Genomic DNA, 16,023 nt, shown 5'->3' on the forward strand with positions numbered 1-16,023 from the left:
AAATTCCAAAAGTCACTTTCCGATATTTCAAAAATAAATACGTATAGACTGTATAAGTCCACAACGAATTCAATTTCGAATTTAGGAAGTTTTAAGCCTTTTTTCCGGCTTTTTGTTGAAAACCTTTTGCCATGTTGTTTTTAGCTTCTTTTTTCATAACTGCACCGAAATAATCGAACGCCTCTGACATATCAACTTCATATACTTCCATGAATGCTTCAAATTCCATATATCCAGTAGGATTTGCTTGACGATAAGCCGCATAAACAATACGGAACGTATCTAATAAATCAATGTTCTGAATTCCGCCAGCGTTTAATAAAGTACTTAAAAATCCTTTATCGATAATGCCTTCTTTTTCTAATTTGAATAATGTTAAAGCTGTTAAGTTAGGATTCGCCTTCACTACTTCACCATTTGATAACGTAATTTCTTTTGTCATGTAATTTCTCTCCCTATAATCAAAATTAAAAGGCACTCATAAAGAGCACCTTTGATAGAATTTATTTTGTTTGTGCTGTTTTTCGTAATTTAGCCGAATCAAATTTTGTCATCCATTCTTTTGCAACTGTTTCCGGTAGTTCGATACCTTCATAATAGAAACGACCGAATTCGTCAGATAACGCTGTTACTTCTAATTCTACTTCGGCTAGTTCTTCAGCACCGTTTTCTACACTCTTAACAAAACCTGTTGCACTTGTACAATTAGGGAATGCGATTAAACGTGTGTTTTCTTCGAATATGTCAAGCTCTTCCGCAACGAACGCAAAATCTTTTCCTAAGCTGTCGATACCATATGAGTAAACGCCATCGATCAACCCTTCGTTTGTAATACCAAAAATGTTACGAATAACCTTTAATTGCATGTGACCGCTAATTTTTACATTCATTTGTGTTGGTTTTGATTTTTTCTTTTGAGTAAAGCCGCCGCATTTCTTTTCAACTGATTTAATTTCTGTTTCTGCATCTAATTTACCTACACAACCGAATGGGTCAGTTACATGTTCACCTTTAAAAAGTACACTAGCATTTTTAATCTCGACCGCATCAAATACATCAACTGTAACTGGCATATTATTGCCCTCCTAAAGTTTTATTTATTTCTTCTATTAAAGATTTATTTAATTCCTCAATAGAGTAATCGACCTTTTTATCCACACCACGCTCCATGAACTTTTTGGCCGCCTTTTTCTTACTTGTACCTAATCCCAAATCAGGGAAAACTAAATATCTATATTTCGATTTTGGTTTTAATGTTAATGTTAAATTCTCTTTGTTATCGTCATTAATAGATTGATATAGTTTAGCGTGGGCTTTCTTTCTATTCGATATAGGCATTAAGCCAAGAACTGACTTTTTCATTACTGGTGCAATTCTAGACTTTAAATCTTCATTTATTATCTTTTCCGCAACGTTTGGTAATCGCTCAATGTTTCTTTGCAAAGATTCAAATTTAGAAGCATCAACACTAAAATTAGCAGGCATATTTTACATTCCTTGTAAGCTCGAATGTTAATACATCAACAAAAAACTCTGTATCTTTCTTCCTCATTTTTTCTTTGAGCGATTTATTACATGTGTGGCCAGTTTTACTTAGTGAACTCATAAACTCAACTTGCAATACATCTAAGTCCTCACGATTTTCCGAAAAATAATAAACTGTTACATCTTGTGTAAATGCGCTTGCCCCCGCTCTAACAAACCCACCTGTTTCAAATACAACATGGTTGATTGTGGATAGATTCGCTTCATCCTCCTGAACTGAGTCCTGGTATACTTCTACTGTGTGGAAGAAAGACTCTAAATGCTGGACTAGTTTACTATTAAACTTTTCAATTAAATCATTCAGTGTCATCTAGACCACCTACCTTTTGCAAGTATAAATACATGCTATTTTTAAAACGATCCGCTTTAATGATGCTATAAGAATGTCCTCGTAATTCAATTATTAGGCTGTCCACATCCTTATTCTTGAACATAGGAGCGTATAACGTTTCAATTTTCATATCTAACTTTTTATCAATACTTTCAGCGAATTGAATATCAACTTCACGGCACGAAAGTTCCGAAAACCTAAGTCTGATAATCTCGACATTTTCACGTCCGATTACTTTTTTAGCGCTATTCCGGATCGTTTTACTTTCCTTAACGCTAATAAATCCATCATTAAATGTTTTTCTATGTTGTTCAATTGCCATTATTCTTCTTCCTTTCATCGATTGCGACATGTAATATCAATCGTGAAAGTGGTTGTCTGAAGTTACTTTCAAAACTGTCTAACGCATTGTTATATTCATAACGAATACGGTTAATAACTAGCTCTCTTGCGGATAAATTGACGGCTAGATCAAGTTCAGCGCCTACTAAATCATTGATAAAATAAACGGAACGATCTATAAGCTTTATGATGTCCTTGTCTTCTTCATCCCAAGTGATTGCTAGTGCATGTTTTACATCTTCTAACAAATCAAAAGGCGACTGTAACGTCGCCTGTGATTGATTGTCACTCATAAAGGATCACTCCCTATTTAGTAGGTGCTGGAGTAGTCACCGCTGTACCTGGGTCTTTCATTTCAGAAATATCATAAACTAAGAATGATTCATTTTCTTCAGCACGACCATTAGCGTACATTTTAGCGATGTATAAATCTTCATCTTCGATAGCGCGTGTTTGATCGTAAACATCTAAACGTTGTGCTCCACCTAATCCAAGGAAGTAATCTTTTGCCATACCAGCGATTAATTTACCTTTAGGAACAGCATTTGATTTAACGATTTTACCTGGAATCGGAAGAACGTTATAAGTGTAAGTTCCATCCATGTTAGGTCGTGTAGTATAACCATAAATTTTAGACCAGTAGTCTACAGGGTTAACGATTAGTAACACATTAGATGGATTACGTTTACCATCTTTAGTAAGTAGAGCCATGATATTACCTAAAGTGTAAGGATTAAGGTCTTTTAACTTACCGGTATAGGCTTTATCAGCATGTACGCCCCCTGTAACAGTTAATAAATCTTTCATCATGCCTACAGGTTGATCTTTACCAGTACCACGAACGATAGCTAATTCTAAAGCGATTTTTAAAGATTCAACTAATACAGTTCGAACGTAGCGATCTAACCAAGTCGGGCCAAGGTCTAACATTGCTTTACATACAGGCATAAATGCTGATAATTTGTATTCCTCAATTTTAATCGTTTCGAAACCTTCATCTAAAAGTTCTTTGTGAGCCGCGCACAATTTACCCCAGAAGGCAGTTTGGATATCACCTTTTTTAAGAATCCATTCAGTTAAAGCACCGACGTTAACAAATGTAATTTCAGATAATAATTCATGATTTTGAACTAAGTCTTCAAATACTCGTTCGATAACAGTTGGTGGTACTAATGCTTCAGTACCAGCAAAAGAGTTACCTGCAATTACTTCATTGTAGTATTTCGTTTCTTGACTAGTTAAAGCACGTCCACCACGAGCAGCTAAGATAGCTTGATCGCTAGATTGTACTGATGCTTGTGCTAAAATTTTTTCTTGAATACCTTGAGCGAATGCAACTAACGCATCATTCACCTCTTCATCTGAACCAGATGCTAAAACCTTACTTAAATTTTGTTGATTTTCAAATTTCGTTTCTAAGTCTTTAATCATTGTAAATTACCTCCTACAGTTTAATAGATTTTAATAGTGAAACCATAAAGTTAGCTGATTTTTCAGCGTTTTGAGTACGTTTGTCACCTTCGTTTTCGATAGATGCAATGATGGGTTGTTCTTCAACTTCATTTGTAATTACAGATTCACTGTCCACACTTGATTGTATTGAATCAGTGATTACGTCACAGAAACCGAATGACTTAGCTTTTTCAGCGGTCATATAAGTTTCGTTGTCTAGAAGTGTTTCTAGTTGGAAAAACTCACCGTTAAAACGGCTGTTATAAGATTGAATTAACGCTTCGTCAACGTCACGTAGCATTTTAGCTTGCTTCTCTAATGAGTCAGCATTACCGAATGCATATGTCGATGCACGATGTACCATCATAGTGGTATTAGAAGGCATTTCGATTTTATTAGCACCCATCGCAATTAATGAAGCGGCTGAAGCGGCTATACCATCAATAACGGCAGTTACATTAGAAGGGTGATTTTTTAAGTAGTTGCAAATTGCAATCCCTTCAAACGCATCGCCACCATTTGAATTGATGTGAATTTCAATGTCATTTGTAACACCATCTAACATTTCTCTTACACCTTGGGAAGAAATGTCACCGAAAGGAGCTTTACCAATATTCCCATACATATAAATGACTGATTTACTATTGTCCTGTTGATTGTTGTCCATCATTAGGAACTTCGGTTGAATCTTTTCCATTTCCAATATCTTCACCCCCGTTCATAGTTCCGCTTATCCTTGCTCTCTCATAGTTCTTAGTAACATAACGTTCATTAGCCCAATCTTCTTTTATTTGTTCTTTTCCTAGACGTTCTAATACATCGTTTATGCTCATGCCACCGACTGCAAATAGCTTGTCAACGGAATTAGCAAACTTAGTAAGGTCGAACAATTTGAAGTTGTCCATGTTGAATCTAATGTATGTTTTACTTAAATATTGCTCTCTAGAGAACATCTTCTTGTTATATTCGTTAGTAATCATTTCCCCTATTGGTCTTACTGCGAATATGATAAAGTTATCTAAATCGCCAGTAGGATTACCGGTAGTTGAAATGCCACCTTCACTTATTCCACTTAGTAATGAAGGAGGAATGTGGAAGGCAGTTGCCACGAAATCTAACATATCTTTTGCAAGGTTTTTGATGTCCCTCGTATCTAAATTACGTGGGTCCTTGCTTTGATCTTCCATTTGTACGTTGTCAGGTAAGAACATGATTGCTGCTAACTTTTCAGGATTCATATAATCTTTTGCTTTCTCTTCAAAAAGTTCTTGCGAAGCTTTTCCGTTTTCATCAGTTAACGAATTCATGAAACGGCCTCTGAACAAATAACGTATTCTTCCATTGCCTTTGTAATCTGACATCGCTTTAGCTAGTAATAGTCCATATGAACTATATAAACTATTAATCACGTTGTTTATTGACTCTACAGAAAGGCTCAAGTATAGAACATCTTGTTCTCTAAATTCCTTCGTTAAAAGCTGATTGTTAATCGAAACACTTTTATAAACATACTCATTAAAACCATTCGTAGTTTCACGATGAAACGATTCAGCTATCCACAGTTCCTCACCTATAGGTAAGATTAACGCTTCCTTTTCGTAAATTAACTGATGGACAACCTTATACCAAAACTCATGGGCATTTTCATTCTTATTTGGTGCCACATTTAATTGGTAGTAGTTCAAACTTCTTTTTAACTTGCCACTTCTATATGTTTCAAAATCACAAGCTACTAAACTACGAGCAATTAAATCGATAGCAGCGTTAACATACAATTTCTTGTAAGCAATTTCAGCTTTAAGTGTCATCACACTACAATCAACATCCGGGACTGTTCCATTATCACTTTTTCCTAAAAAGGTTTTAAAAACATTACGAATTCCCATTTTTTCACCCCCTTTCTCAGAATGACCATACTTGCATATCGTTTAAATCGACTGCATAGTCTTCAAGATCACCGTCGAAATTGAGCGCATGTGTGAACGCAAAAAACCCGTCAGTTTTTCTTTTGACAGGGTCGATTTTTTTATATTCTTTTGAGCCATTTCCTAGTTCGTCCACATAAACATTCCCGCAATACCAACGCATAACAGGATCGTCGTGGAAAACAATATTATGATTTATGAATAGATGTTGGATTAATGGGTCTAACATAGCATGAATGTACTGCCCGCGCCTTACTATCTCAACTCTTTCGTTAAAACCAGCTTCTTCTAATAAAGGTTTCAAGATTACAGAACGGAATTTATCAATCGCGATACGCTTAATGTCGTATGTTTTCGATTTTTCTAAAAACCAATTGATAACACGTTTGGGCTCGATTTCTTTATCATAGACGATGGTGAAGAGTCCTTTTTCCACACCTATATCTATAATATCTTGATTAATATCCTGCATTTTCAATGCCTGATGCCATATAAAGGTATGGTGAATCCAATAACGCTTCCCTTGCCGTTTGAATAGCAAACCGACGCTGCAGAAATCGCGTAATTCTGCGTAATCTACACCACCAATACATTCATATTTGTGTAAATCATCAGGTAAAGGTTGATCTGTTGCAAGAAGATCCTCATAAGTAGCGATTTTATGTTGAAATAGCTGCTTCGGAATGTTCATCCGTTTTGTCATGAATTCAACATGCATAGGAATGTTGGTTTGACAATCGGCCCATTCTTCTTTCATCGTTTCGAATAATTCCATATTATCTCGAATAGAAGGATTGGCTTTTTCCCAGTTTGCAATATCTTCGACTTCTTCTTCGGAGTCTAATTTACAGATGAAGGGGAATAACTTACTCCTTTCAACTTCGCCACTTAGAATCATTCGAGCCTTCTCTTTCATATCATCCAAAACGCCACCACGGACATATCCATCCGTTGTTAAATAGAAAGTTCGTCCATCTTTAACTTTACCCAAGGCTGAACGGAATACTTTAATCGACTTATAATCTTCATATTCATGAATTTCATCGAACCAAACCGATCCAGGACGTCGTCCATCTTTCGTTCTAGCATTAGAAGTATTGAATTTCATGTGAGATTTGTTTGTTTTATGTTTAATTAGTACCTTTGTAGCACTAAATGATTTCTTTAAAACCTTATTTGCAGGATTTTCTATTACTTCCTTCACGTCATCGAATGTAGTTTTTGCTTGTTCTTCAGATGTCGCGATCCATTCAATGTGATATCTATCTATACCAAACTGTTTAGATAGCATATAGAAGTTTAAATATCCGGCATATCCGTTTTTACCACCGCCACGTCCCATCAGTATTAATATTTGATTCCAAACAAGACGGTTGGTGTCCTTATAACGAACGCCGAACACACAAGCGTTAACAAAACGTTGCCATGCGAATAATTCGAATGGAAAATATTTAGCTGGGATATTAACACTATCCTCAATAGCTTGAACATCAACATAAACATTTGGATCATCTAAAGTTTTTCGAACTAAGGTCATTAATTGTTTTTGTTCATTACAAGAACGGATAGATCCGCTTTCCACAGCATGCATGTACTCACTAATGAAAGGATGATATTTATAAGGAAGATTAGACTTCTGCATCATCTTCATCATCCTCACTTACCGCCTTAAGTCCTAACTCATTAAGAATCTTTAACATTTGCGTGTTAGTTTTATTCAACTCGTTAATGCTATCGTTTTTTTTCATAAATCCATTAGCGCCTAGTACAGATACACCGCGATCTTTTACATCAGCTATCAATCTGTTTTTTATATCCCAAAATGACATATAATCTTCTACTAAATCCATAAAATGAGCGTGTATGATACCGTTCGTGCCGAGTTGTTCATATAAATCATCTCTTATTTTATTTCTAAGCGTTTTTTCTCTGTTTTTTTGAAGTTTTGCAACCTTTTCCGAAACATTTTTTAGACCTTTTTCATTTATCATGTCTTCCCAATAACGGCTGCGCCATGATTTAACAGTGCTAACCGATACGCCATATTTATCCGCGATATCCTTGTATTTAACACCTTCTAAGAAATCTTTGAACGCTAATTTATATTTACTTTGTTTTCCGCTCACAATATCACCACCCCGCTTTTTCATTGGATTTTTTCGAAGATTAATTTTAAAAATGACACTTGTAAAGACGAGAATAATCATGTATAGTTTTACTTAGAAGGAAACTGTGGCGACGGTCCACTGATTACAAATACATATCGAAAATTTTAATCATCCCAGAGAAGGGATGGTATTTTTTTTGCCTTTTTTTCTATTCCCACGCGCGTAACGCGAAAATAAAAAGAGAAATCCCCCCTCGCGTTGCTCGGTCCCCCAGCAAAATTGTTTCTATATTTTACCCGGGGGGTGTCTCAGGAAATTTGTCTTAAATTATTTTATAGCTAAACCGAAAAACTTATCAGCGTATTCAATTATTAAGTTAGCTTCTTGTAATGTTAGATTTAAATATTGTTCTAGCCAATGTTCACGTAAAGAATTCTTGACTGTTTGTAAGGATGTCTTCTCACATGCTCTTGGATTACATATGTGTCTTATCTGTTTGTATGTTGTGTAGATATCATTTCCAAATCGTTTGTATAAGTCTACATCAGTAAACGTTCTATCAGTTGGCTTCTTGCGTTCTATTTGTCTTATGATATTTAATTCATACGTATTACTTTGTATCGTTAGGCTGTCCACACTTACCACCTCTCTTCATCTACTATCGTGCAGCGCTTCTTCACTATGTTCTTCTCTTTGCCATGTTCTTTGTTATGGCATTGAATACATAATGTTTCTAGGTTGCTTAGTATGTATGCTAAGTCTGGTCTGTCACGTAACTCCTTGATGTGATGGACGTTACGACCTTTGCTATACTTACCTTTGCGCTTGCACTCCTGACATTCACCGTTGTCTCTCTCTAATGCCTTAAACCTAACGTTCCTTCTCCAATATGGATGCTTATAGAACTTAATGATATTATCTTGCTCATATAGTTTATTAATCTCTTGTATTGTTAGAGGTTGCATGAACTATCCTCACCCCTTATCTTTCCTTAGCCAGAAACATCTTCCCACTTAGTTCCATACAATTGAATGCCTAGCATATGAGCTTCCCCTTTATCTTCCATCCTGTGCAACTGGTTCAGCACTAACTCATTAATACTCTCGCATTTAACTACTCCAGAACGAATACGTAATTCTAATTCTTTTGAGGCATCTTGCATCAGTTCCTTATCCATCTTCCATCCTCCTCCAAAACAAAATAGCACCCAAATGGATGCTATTTTTGTACTAATATCTTTCTTGGCTTACTTCTTTCATACGGACCAATAATCCCATTCTCTTCAAGCCGATCAATAATCTTTGCTGCGCTTGTATAACCAATTCTAAACCTGCGTTGTAACATAGATACTGATGCAGCTTGCATTGCAATTACACATTTTCTTGCTTCTTCATAATGTTTCTCTGCAATTTCATCACTTAAATATTTACCTGACATATAGTTCTCACCTTCCATATAAATAATAAAAAGCATCCGAATGGATGCTTAGATATATATTATTAATTTGTAATTCAATTACGGTACGTGAAGTTTTAATCTTCTTCCAATCACCTAATGATGATCCGCTGATATATTAAGTAATTGGAAGAAGAGCAAAAGCTCTCCCTAATAACGGTAACATTCAATCATTACCATCTGCTGGTTTCGGATTTTATGTGCCATCATTATGAAATCGTTTAGACAACATATAGATTATAAAGGAACATTATGAGTCGTGTTTTCCGCCACTTCTCACAATACAAATATAACATGTTAATTCCAAAACAACCGACACACTTACTGCCAAAAAGCGGTCACATCTCTGCCAAAAAATTGATACTTTAATTTGTTAAAACAATCTCCTTATTACACTGTGTAGGGAGTTTTTATCAATGCTTATATTCCTTCCAATCGTCTCTAAATCCGATGAGCGTTCTGATAAAGAATGAAAAACTGAATACGCAAGTGTATCTGATTGTACAGAATATAACAGATTAGTAAAGTCTCCCATTACAGCCCATCTGTTATGCCTAGTACCCAAACGTAATAATCCAAGTAATATTTTTTCTTTTATTTCATTATCATCAATTTGCTGGAATAAAACGCTGTATTTTGTACCAAGTGTATCTGTATATGTAAACGGCCAACCTTGACTTCCAATATATTCGATAAACTCTGATACTAAACGACCTACTAAATCTGGATACTGAATATGCAAATACTTATATACAATCCCGTTTATTTGCATCATCGTTTCGTGTAATTTCTCTTCATCTTCAACTTTTGACAAGGCATCGGCTAACCTATCAACAATTTTAGTTTCATCCAATAAAAAATCTTGGTCACTAAACTTATTAATATCACTAATTACTTGTAAAAGATTATTTCCTTCTGAACCCTCTATTAATAAATCCATAGCAATATTGAAATGCATTCTTAATTCTTCAACAGAATTATATCTTTCATCTCTATTTTCTCTAGTACATTTTCTAATGACAGCTTGAACAGCTGGTGGAACTGTATTTAAATCTAATACATATGGTTTTTCACCTGTAAAGGCTTCATATAGCATTTTTCCAAAACTATAAATATCTGTTCTTTGGTCTACATACTTTAATGAGTTTGCCGCCTGTTCAGGAGAACAATAATATTCCGATCCACCTATCATTTGTGTACGCGTCAATCTTTGGCTGCCTTCAGCTGAAGTGTTCACACATAATCCTAAATCACATAAAACTAAATCATTATCCGTGTTTAACAAAACATTTCCTGGCTTTAAATCGCGGTGAAAATATCCCTCGGAATGTAAATATTCTAACCCTTCCAGTATATTATTATATACTACTTTTAAACGAGGGAAATCTTCAGATATCTCAAGTTGTACAACACTTAAACTATTTTTATATTTGTTCATAGTATAAAAATATGGCTCATTATCTAAAGAATAACCTTCACACTTAACAATCCTTGGATGATCTAGCTTTGTTAGATATCTAACTTCACGTTTAAATCGTTCAATAGAATCATTATCCAATTTCTTTAGTTCTTTCAATACATAATCGCCTGGCTGTTCAACATTATGTATAAGTTTTTTAGCGGCATACACTACACCAAATCCACTCGGTTCACCTATTTGCTCAATTAAATTCCAACTTATCATAAGAATTCCCCTCCTTGTTCACTTTCAACCTATATTTTACAACAATTATAACTTTAATTGCTTTATTTATATAAAATATTTTCCTGACTTACCCATATCTTATATTGTGTGTAACTGAACCCTTCGTCTAATCCCTTGGTATCATTGATTTCATTTCACTTTCTCTTTTGAGTTACACAGTACGAAAATTATGAGTAACCGTATAGAGATACCACTAATATTTTGAAAAACAAGCTAAGACAAAAATAAAATAAGCTGCCCATGTGGACAGCTTATTTACATAATTTTCGTTACAGGAAGTTAATTTTTAAAATATGTGATAATTGGCAGCTTTACCATTAAACCAATGACTTCCAATATACTCCTGTGCCTTGGTCTCAAGTTCATTTGACTTGAGTTTTATATCTAAAGCATCTGATGTTAAATAGGTAATAACTCCACCATTATCAACCTTAACACTGTTGTACCAAGAAAAAGATTCTACATTTTCTTTTCTTAAAACTTCTAAAAGAGGGGGTCCAAAATAATTACACCAGAACACTCCTGATATTCGTTCTTGAATTGTACCTGTAACATGTTGGCGATTAACTGCAATTTCATCACTTATGTATCCATACAAGCCATTCGTAAGAATAATAAGATCTTTAAACAGTTCTTGTATTTGAGTCTTATATGCCTTATAAGCCTTTTTCTGAAAATGAAACCATATATAATTCGTTTTTTTCCATGGACAATCCCACCATACAACATGCATGGTAAAGCCTTGTGTTTTAGATTTTCCAAGCACTCCCCCAGCTTTACCTAAACTTTTATTTGATTCTATATCAAAACATCCTTCATCTTCTAAACACCATATTTCAATACCTTTTTCTTTACTATATTCTTGTTTTAATGGTTCATACAATCCTAGTTTCTCTAGATGTAATCCATGTTTCTCTAGCAAATCAAAAAATTTTGTTGCTAAATCTGTATCATTGAGTTTTTGCAGCGTATCAATCGTTAGCGTTATTCCCATAACTTCACCTCAATTTTATTGTATACCATATACACGATCGGTTAACATAACGTCTCATTATTGGAAGTTGATTTATATCAGTTTATTCATCTTATAAGTTAGTAGTTTAGTAGTCTTAAAATAATGTATAAGAGATAAAGTCCAAGAAGAACGGCAGTAATCACACGTGATGTTGCCTCCAATCTTTGGTTCTCGTACAATTTATTCAAGAAAAAGAAGAACAGGACTATCCAAATTCCCTTTGAAAAAAAGTCATACAGTATATTAAATATAGCATCAAAAATTTGCATAAGAAAATTCATTGAGCCTCCCTCTTTTTTCCTTATTATACCATTGAGAAAGAATGATATGTTGTGTAATTTTGATTTTATAGGATATTCTTATAAGGTTTTCATAACGTCTCATTATCGGTAGCAATGAAAAGAGAAAACCGTATGCTAACCAAGGAACCTTCTTTTTTGTTCTATGGGCCTATACATTTTTTATACATTCCTATCCTAGCGCGGTTTTAGGGTTCTTGTTTGTTACTGGAACTGTATAAAATCTTGCATACTCTTAGCGTAGTTTTTTTCCAAAATGCTGCAATGCCCCTAGACTAAAAAAGAAATAAGCAATGATTAGATTTTAAACCTAGTCATTGCTTTATCCATTGCATCTTGATTTACTCCTATATAACGTAACGTGACCTTCTCTGACGAGTGATTGAATATCTCCATAAGTAATGCTATGTTTTTTGTTTGCATGTACATATGATAACCGTATGTCTTTCTAAGCGTATGTGTACCTATTTCATCTAATCCAAACTCTGCCGCTGCTCCACTTAATATCTTATATGCCATGCTACGACCAATTGAACGGTTCCTACCTTGTCTACTTTGCAATAAGTACTCTTTATCTTCTCTTTCTTCAATAAACCATTTAAGTTCTCTTTTCAGTGTTGCAGTAATTTGTATTCGTTTCTGTTTCCCTGTTTTCTTTTCTCTCATAGATATATGACTACCTTTGACATCTCCTACCTTCAATTTCAAAATGTCCGAGATTCTCAGGCCTGTATTGATTCCCATAATGAAGAGAATGTAATTACGTAGGCTCTTTTCCTTAAAATAATCTTTTAACTGCTGTATTTGCTCTGGATCACGTATTGGCTGAACAAAATTCATTATTCATTACCTCCAGTTTCTTCTGTCTCGTAAACTTCTAATCCAAGTGCAAAAGCAAGTTTATAAAATGCTTTAGACTTCCAACGTCGATAAGTGCGCTCCGACATTCCGATTTCGTTATAAACCATGTAATCACATACATCCTCCTCTTCTAAATACCGTTTATAAATAATGTCCCTTTGAATACTTCCAGCACGTCCGTTTCCTAATCGATTCAAAAACTGATCAATACGTACTGACATTCTTTCAAGCCACTCTTCTCGTTTACTTTGTTGAATATTTGCTATAGCAACATCTTCTAATGGTTTTCCAACTGTATGTGTAGGACCATGCTCACGTATTTCATAAGAAGAAGTGACTTTCATTTCTTTACGCATCATCCCGAATTGTCTATGTATACGTACGCTTTCCAACACACCTTCTAATTCCTCTTGTGTCGCTGTTCTATCAATTTTTGGTAAGAAAGATAATTGTTTAGTCATGTAAGACCACTCCTTTTTATTTTTAGATTACTTTTGTCTTATTGCTCCACGTCTTCGTTCATAACAAGGTCTATGCATCCCCATTAAATCCTCAATTTCACGAGTACTTAATTTCTCATTTTGTTTTTTCTTATTTTTCTTCTTTCCTTGATTGGATTTCTTTATCCATTCACGCAACTGATCCTTTAACACCTTCATTTCCCCATCTCCCTTTTCAAAATAAAAAGGACACCTATTCGTAAAACAGCCTTAATTGCTGCTTTAATGAATTGGTGTCCTCTAGTTTTCTAGCCGGACTATATTTGTTTGCTTTTAGCTTTCTTGCTTCCCTTATAAAATCCATATCTATGATCAACTTCCGAAATCAAGATTACAAGTACCATAATAATTCCAGCTTGTATGAAGCTTTTCGCATTACTAAAGGTCACAAACATGATGATTAAGTAAAGAGCCAAATACATTCCGAAAAACTGTTTACCATTCATTTTCTATCCCTCCAGTACTGTTATTTTATTATTCCAGCTTTCACAAAAATATTTCTCCAAGCGTTATCAACTTGATATTTCTCTACTGCCTTTGTGCGACGCCCGATAGCTTTCCTAATTTTTCTTTTCTTTAAATTAGTCATTCTCCTAACCTCACTTTCTTATAAAAGGATTATTTTGTTGAGTTTCTACAAAATGGTAATTGTTATATAATTAAATTATTAAAATATTAGGTGGTGATGTAGATGACTGAAGCAATCCGAATTGCTCTTTTCACTCTTGTAGGAATCAGTGCTGTATTCTCTGTAATTAAAGAATTTCAAAAACCAGAAAAAAGAAAATTTTGGATTATATTTGAAACTTTAGTTCTAATCGGGGCAGCCTGGATGTTAATAGGACTTCTCATGTAACCTACATAATTTGTAACCCCCTGAATAAAACTCAACATTCCGTCAATAATATATATACATCTAGAGTTCCATTCCTGTTTGGATCAGTTAGCTTTTGCTAGCTGCTCTTTTATTTGCACGTATCATTAAACACCGAATACCTTATGTTTGAAAGTGCTCTGTCTTATCAAAAGGCGATTTGGCGACAATCGCCTTTTTTATTTCAACAAAATGAAATTTTTATTGTAATCTTCCTTTGTATATCTTCTGGATCTCCACTTCACTGAATCCCTCATACACCGTAAATACTTCTGGAAACTCGCTCAAACACATATCAATAATTGTGTCGTCTGTTGTTCTAATATAGAAGTACTTAACTTCACCCATGTAATCATTGTGTAAGTAATAGCTTCTAATCTGACAATGGTAGCCATTAGCCTCCAGGACTTCATACAGCTTAATTTTCGTTTCATCTATTTCAAATATCGATAACTGCCCTTCGATCTCCACTACTTCCATTACAGTTTCCCCTTTCGATTTGACTGAAATGTTATTTTTTATCCTTGTACTCCATCTCTACAAATTCAGCTAAATCAATTCCTTTCATTATCAATTCCTCTAGAAAGTAAAACGCTTCTTGTTCCCCTTCGTTTTCCCTTACATTTTGAAACTGTAATTTTTGTTCTTCATCTAATTCAAATTTTACCTTCGCTTCTACAACCATCATTCATCCTCCCTATTTATTAAAATAGCGTTTTTATTGAGAAATCACTTTGATTCATTTCCTATATGGTATAATCTGTATTATTTACTTTTCGAGAAGGCATAACGCAATGAGAGAATACTTTGATTTCATTTCAATGTTTTTAACTCCATTCTTATTTTTCAATCTGTATTTTGTCGGTCCTGTTTTAATTTTGATACCTATCTCAATTGTTTTAGCTATTTTGGCTCCGAAAGGTACAGCCAAAACATTTGCTTTTATTAGCTTAATAATTTTAGGCATTGTTTTCGCTTGCATATACATTCTCCTCTCTATGATTAGTTCGGGATTAGCTGAAACTCATCTCAGATAATCCCTTTTCTCTCAAATAACGATTTTGTTAATATTTGATTCACTCTTTATTTTCAACTTCCATATACTTATACGGACTATAAAAAAATACACAATATAGTTCTTGGTCAAAGAGCGTCATACGCCCTAATGGCGCTCTTTTCTATTCAAATAACTATTTTATTAAGTTTCCAATTTAATTGTAATTACTCCCCATCTGTTTTTCATATTTCATCTACATATTTCATTTACTAATAATGAGTTAACTTTTGGAGGTGAATTATGTCAAAAGAAAATCAATTTAATTCTCACGAAATCTTACATGGAGCTGCACTAGATCCAAGTTCTATTGGACCTACATTACCAACTACACCAACATTTACAATACCAACTGGACCTACCGGTAATACTGGGCCTACCGGCATCACTGGACCTACTGGGAATACTGGGCCTACCGGCATCACTGGACCTACTGGGAATACTGGGCCTACCGGCATCACTGGACCTACTGGGAATACTGGGCCTACTGGCATCACTGGACCTACTGGCATCACTGGACCTACTGGCATCACTGGACCTACTGGAGATACTGGGCC

The 16,023-nt window shown here is 34.7% G+C and carries 28 protein-coding genes; 2 read left to right on the plus strand and 26 right to left on the minus strand.

Going from position 1 to position 16,023, the window contains the following annotated elements:
* Positions 1-91: 91 nt before the first annotated feature.
* The 23 genes from MR170_RS20045 to MR170_RS20150 all read right to left on the minus strand — a co-directional run bounded on the left by MR170_RS20045 (position 92) and on the right by MR170_RS20150 (position 14,127).
* On the minus strand, positions 92-442 hold the full coding sequence (locus tag MR170_RS20045) for a hypothetical protein (protein ID WP_000159510.1): 351 nt from the start codon (positions 440-442) through the stop codon (positions 92-94).
* A gap of 61 nt (positions 443-503) precedes the next feature.
* Positions 504-1,073, minus strand: coding sequence for a hypothetical protein (locus tag MR170_RS20050; protein ID WP_001145608.1), 570 nt, complete (start codon positions 1,071-1,073; stop codon positions 504-506).
* Between the two features lies 1 nt (position 1,074).
* Entirely contained in the window at positions 1,075-1,485 is a 411-nt protein-coding gene (locus MR170_RS20055; RefSeq protein ID WP_001111193.1) for a hypothetical protein, read from the minus strand.
* Positions 1,475-1,855: a hypothetical protein gene (locus tag MR170_RS20060; RefSeq protein ID WP_016512759.1), complete on the minus strand. Its 381-nt coding sequence runs from the start codon at positions 1,853-1,855 to the stop codon at positions 1,475-1,477. The genes MR170_RS20055 and MR170_RS20060 overlap by 11 nt, the downstream gene beginning before the upstream one ends.
* Positions 1,842-2,198, minus strand: coding sequence for a hypothetical protein (locus MR170_RS20065; RefSeq protein ID WP_000963758.1), 357 nt, complete (start codon positions 2,196-2,198; stop codon positions 1,842-1,844). The genes MR170_RS20060 and MR170_RS20065 overlap by 14 nt, the downstream gene beginning before the upstream one ends.
* Positions 2,188-2,511, minus strand: coding sequence for a hypothetical protein (locus MR170_RS20070; RefSeq protein ID WP_001282872.1), 324 nt, complete (start codon positions 2,509-2,511; stop codon positions 2,188-2,190). Before MR170_RS20070 ends, MR170_RS20065 begins: the two co-directional genes overlap by 11 nt.
* A 13-nt stretch (positions 2,512-2,524) precedes the next feature.
* A complete protein-coding gene (locus tag MR170_RS20075; protein ID WP_242309021.1) occupies positions 2,525-3,649 on the minus strand; it encodes a phage major capsid protein in 1,125 nt (374 codons plus the stop codon).
* 13 nt (positions 3,650-3,662) lie between these two features.
* A complete protein-coding gene (locus MR170_RS20080; protein WP_346749470.1) occupies positions 3,663-4,295 on the minus strand; it encodes a head maturation protease, ClpP-related in 633 nt (210 codons plus the stop codon).
* 16 nt (positions 4,296-4,311) lie between these two features.
* Positions 4,312-5,556, minus strand: a complete 1,245-nt coding sequence (locus tag MR170_RS20085; RefSeq protein ID WP_063547400.1) for a phage portal protein — start codon at positions 5,554-5,556, stop codon at positions 4,312-4,314.
* A 16-nt stretch (positions 5,557-5,572) separates the two neighbouring features.
* Complete coding sequence (locus MR170_RS20090; RefSeq protein WP_097846708.1) at positions 5,573-7,249, minus strand: terminase TerL endonuclease subunit; 1,677 nt, start codon at positions 7,247-7,249, stop codon at positions 5,573-5,575.
* Positions 7,224-7,721, minus strand: coding sequence for a P27 family phage terminase small subunit (locus MR170_RS20095; protein WP_097846712.1), 498 nt, complete (start codon positions 7,719-7,721; stop codon positions 7,224-7,226). The genes MR170_RS20090 and MR170_RS20095 overlap by 26 nt, the downstream gene beginning before the upstream one ends.
* Before the next feature lie 309 nt (positions 7,722-8,030).
* Positions 8,031-8,285 carry a hypothetical protein gene (locus tag MR170_RS20100; protein WP_481746784.1) on the minus strand — a complete coding sequence of 85 codons (255 nt, stop codon included), beginning with the start codon at positions 8,283-8,285 and terminating at the stop codon, positions 8,031-8,033.
* A 56-nt stretch (positions 8,286-8,341) separates the two neighbouring features.
* The gene (locus MR170_RS20105) at positions 8,342-8,668 is read right to left on the minus strand and encodes an HNH endonuclease (RefSeq protein ID WP_242309024.1); all 327 of its coding nucleotides are present in this window, start codon (positions 8,666-8,668) and stop codon (positions 8,342-8,344) included.
* Between the two features lie 26 nt (positions 8,669-8,694).
* Positions 8,695-8,880, minus strand: coding sequence for a hypothetical protein (locus MR170_RS20110; protein WP_242309025.1), 186 nt, complete (start codon positions 8,878-8,880; stop codon positions 8,695-8,697).
* 41 nt (positions 8,881-8,921) lie between these two features.
* Complete coding sequence (locus tag MR170_RS20115; RefSeq protein ID WP_242309026.1) at positions 8,922-9,140, minus strand: DNA translocase FtsK; 219 nt, start codon at positions 9,138-9,140, stop codon at positions 8,922-8,924.
* A 391-nt stretch (positions 9,141-9,531) separates the two neighbouring features.
* Entirely contained in the window at positions 9,532-10,842 is a 1,311-nt protein-coding gene (locus tag MR170_RS20120) for a serine/threonine-protein kinase (protein WP_242309027.1), read from the minus strand.
* Between the two features lie 307 nt (positions 10,843-11,149).
* The gene (locus MR170_RS20125) at positions 11,150-11,857 is read right to left on the minus strand and encodes a hypothetical protein (protein ID WP_242309028.1); all 708 of its coding nucleotides are present in this window, start codon (positions 11,855-11,857) and stop codon (positions 11,150-11,152) included.
* A 98-nt stretch (positions 11,858-11,955) separates the two neighbouring features.
* Positions 11,956-12,159, minus strand: a complete 204-nt coding sequence (locus MR170_RS32495) for a hypothetical protein (RefSeq protein ID WP_109737585.1) — start codon at positions 12,157-12,159, stop codon at positions 11,956-11,958.
* Positions 12,160-12,474: 315 nt separating this feature from the next.
* On the minus strand, positions 12,475-13,017 hold the full coding sequence (locus tag MR170_RS20130; protein WP_242309029.1) for a site-specific integrase: 543 nt from the start codon (positions 13,015-13,017) through the stop codon (positions 12,475-12,477).
* Positions 13,017-13,499, minus strand: coding sequence for an ArpU family phage packaging/lysis transcriptional regulator (locus tag MR170_RS20135; RefSeq protein WP_242309030.1), 483 nt, complete (start codon positions 13,497-13,499; stop codon positions 13,017-13,019). The genes MR170_RS20130 and MR170_RS20135 overlap by 1 nt, the downstream gene beginning before the upstream one ends.
* A 27-nt stretch (positions 13,500-13,526) precedes the next feature.
* Complete coding sequence (locus MR170_RS20140; protein ID WP_242309031.1) at positions 13,527-13,697, minus strand: hypothetical protein; 171 nt, start codon at positions 13,695-13,697, stop codon at positions 13,527-13,529.
* A 98-nt stretch (positions 13,698-13,795) separates the two neighbouring features.
* Positions 13,796-13,984: a hypothetical protein gene (locus tag MR170_RS20145; RefSeq protein WP_078400816.1), complete on the minus strand. Its 189-nt coding sequence runs from the start codon at positions 13,982-13,984 to the stop codon at positions 13,796-13,798.
* A gap of 20 nt (positions 13,985-14,004) precedes the next feature.
* Positions 14,005-14,127 (minus strand): DUF3983 domain-containing protein, encoded by a 123-nt coding sequence (locus MR170_RS20150; protein WP_242309032.1) that lies wholly within the window; start codon positions 14,125-14,127, stop codon positions 14,005-14,007.
* A 102-nt stretch (positions 14,128-14,229) separates the two neighbouring features.
* Here MR170_RS20150 and MR170_RS20155 point away from each other — a divergent pair, with 102 nt between their 5' ends.
* Entirely contained in the window at positions 14,230-14,394 is a 165-nt protein-coding gene (locus MR170_RS20155) for a hypothetical protein (RefSeq protein ID WP_242309033.1), read from the plus strand.
* 219 nt (positions 14,395-14,613) lie between these two features.
* On the opposite strand, the gene MR170_RS20160 is transcribed toward MR170_RS20155, so the two are convergent.
* The 3 genes from MR170_RS20160 to MR170_RS20170 form a co-directional block, all read right to left on the minus strand.
* Positions 14,614-14,892, minus strand: a complete 279-nt coding sequence (locus tag MR170_RS20160; RefSeq protein ID WP_050843728.1) for a hypothetical protein — start codon at positions 14,890-14,892, stop codon at positions 14,614-14,616.
* A 31-nt stretch (positions 14,893-14,923) separates the two neighbouring features.
* The gene (locus MR170_RS20165) at positions 14,924-15,097 is read right to left on the minus strand and encodes a hypothetical protein (RefSeq protein ID WP_176521904.1); all 174 of its coding nucleotides are present in this window, start codon (positions 15,095-15,097) and stop codon (positions 14,924-14,926) included.
* Positions 15,098-15,181: 84 nt separating this feature from the next.
* Positions 15,182-15,394 carry a hypothetical protein gene (locus MR170_RS20170; protein ID WP_242309034.1) on the minus strand — a complete coding sequence of 71 codons (213 nt, stop codon included), beginning with the start codon at positions 15,392-15,394 and terminating at the stop codon, positions 15,182-15,184.
* A gap of 315 nt (positions 15,395-15,709) precedes the next feature.
* On the opposite strand from MR170_RS20170, the gene MR170_RS20175 reads away from it, so the two are divergent.
* On the plus strand, positions 15,710-16,023 hold a 314-nt coding region (locus MR170_RS20175; RefSeq protein ID WP_242309035.1), incomplete at its 3' end, for an exosporium leader peptide-containing protein.

The organism is Bacillus cereus group sp. BfR-BA-01524, assembly GCF_022662595.1.
Lineage (GTDB): Bacteria > Bacillota > Bacilli > Bacillales > Bacillaceae_G > Bacillus_A > Bacillus_A thuringiensis_S.

Bases quoted from the DNA above. Each gene is read 5' to 3' on its own strand.
- MR170_RS20145 (WP_078400816.1), bottom strand. From the start codon at position 13,984: ATGAATGGTAAACAGTTTTTCGGAATGTATTTGGCTCTTTACTTAATC.
- MR170_RS20060 (WP_016512759.1), bottom strand. From the start codon at position 1,855: ATGACACTGAATGATTTAATTGAAAAGTTTAATAGTAAACTAGTCCAG.
- MR170_RS20160 (WP_050843728.1), bottom strand. From the start codon at position 14,892: ATGGAAGTAGTGGAGATCGAAGGGCAGTTATCGATATTTGAAATAGAT.
- MR170_RS20130 (WP_242309029.1), bottom strand. From the start codon at position 13,017: ATGAATTTTGTTCAGCCAATACGTGATCCAGAGCAAATACAGCAGTTA.
- MR170_RS20135 (WP_242309030.1), bottom strand. From the start codon at position 13,499: ATGACTAAACAATTATCTTTCTTACCAAAAATTGATAGAACAGCGACA.
- MR170_RS20165 (WP_176521904.1), bottom strand. From the start codon at position 15,097: ATGGTTGTAGAAGCGAAGGTAAAATTTGAATTAGATGAAGAACAAAAA.
- MR170_RS20085 (WP_063547400.1), bottom strand. From the start codon at position 5,556: ATGGGAATTCGTAATGTTTTTAAAACCTTTTTAGGAAAAAGTGATAAT.
- MR170_RS20120 (WP_242309027.1), bottom strand. From the start codon at position 10,842: ATGATAAGTTGGAATTTAATTGAGCAAATAGGTGAACCGAGTGGATTT.
- MR170_RS20110 (WP_242309025.1), bottom strand. From the start codon at position 8,880: ATGGATAAGGAACTGATGCAAGATGCCTCAAAAGAATTAGAATTACGT.
- MR170_RS20070 (WP_001282872.1), bottom strand. From the start codon at position 2,511: ATGAGTGACAATCAATCACAGGCGACGTTACAGTCGCCTTTTGATTTG.
- MR170_RS20150 (WP_242309032.1), bottom strand. From the start codon at position 14,127: ATGACTAATTTAAAGAAAAGAAAAATTAGGAAAGCTATCGGGCGTCGC.
- MR170_RS32495 (WP_109737585.1), bottom strand. From the start codon at position 12,159: ATGAATTTTCTTATGCAAATTTTTGATGCTATATTTAATATACTGTAT.
- MR170_RS20055 (WP_001111193.1), bottom strand. From the start codon at position 1,485: ATGCCTGCTAATTTTAGTGTTGATGCTTCTAAATTTGAATCTTTGCAA.
- MR170_RS20065 (WP_000963758.1), bottom strand. From the start codon at position 2,198: ATGGCAATTGAACAACATAGAAAAACATTTAATGATGGATTTATTAGC.
- MR170_RS20115 (WP_242309026.1), bottom strand. From the start codon at position 9,140: ATGTCAGGTAAATATTTAAGTGATGAAATTGCAGAGAAACATTATGAA.
- MR170_RS20050 (WP_001145608.1), bottom strand. From the start codon at position 1,073: ATGCCAGTTACAGTTGATGTATTTGATGCGGTCGAGATTAAAAATGCT.
- MR170_RS20090 (WP_097846708.1), bottom strand. From the start codon at position 7,249: ATGATGAAGATGATGCAGAAGTCTAATCTTCCTTATAAATATCATCCT.
- MR170_RS20170 (WP_242309034.1), bottom strand. From the start codon at position 15,394: ATGCAAGCGAAAACAATGCCTAAAATTATTAAGCTAATAAAAGCAAAT.
- MR170_RS20155 (WP_242309033.1), top strand. From the start codon at position 14,230: ATGACTGAAGCAATCCGAATTGCTCTTTTCACTCTTGTAGGAATCAGT.
- MR170_RS20140 (WP_242309031.1), bottom strand. From the start codon at position 13,697: ATGAAGGTGTTAAAGGATCAGTTGCGTGAATGGATAAAGAAATCCAAT.
- MR170_RS20080 (WP_346749470.1), bottom strand. From the start codon at position 4,295: ATGTATGGGAATATTGGTAAAGCTCCTTTCGGTGACATTTCTTCCCAA.
- MR170_RS20125 (WP_242309028.1), bottom strand. From the start codon at position 11,857: ATGGGAATAACGCTAACGATTGATACGCTGCAAAAACTCAATGATACA.
- MR170_RS20045 (WP_000159510.1), bottom strand. From the start codon at position 442: ATGACAAAAGAAATTACGTTATCAAATGGTGAAGTAGTGAAGGCGAAT.
- MR170_RS20075 (WP_242309021.1), bottom strand. From the start codon at position 3,649: ATGATTAAAGACTTAGAAACGAAATTTGAAAATCAACAAAATTTAAGT.
- MR170_RS20105 (WP_242309024.1), bottom strand. From the start codon at position 8,668: ATGCAACCTCTAACAATACAAGAGATTAATAAACTATATGAGCAAGAT.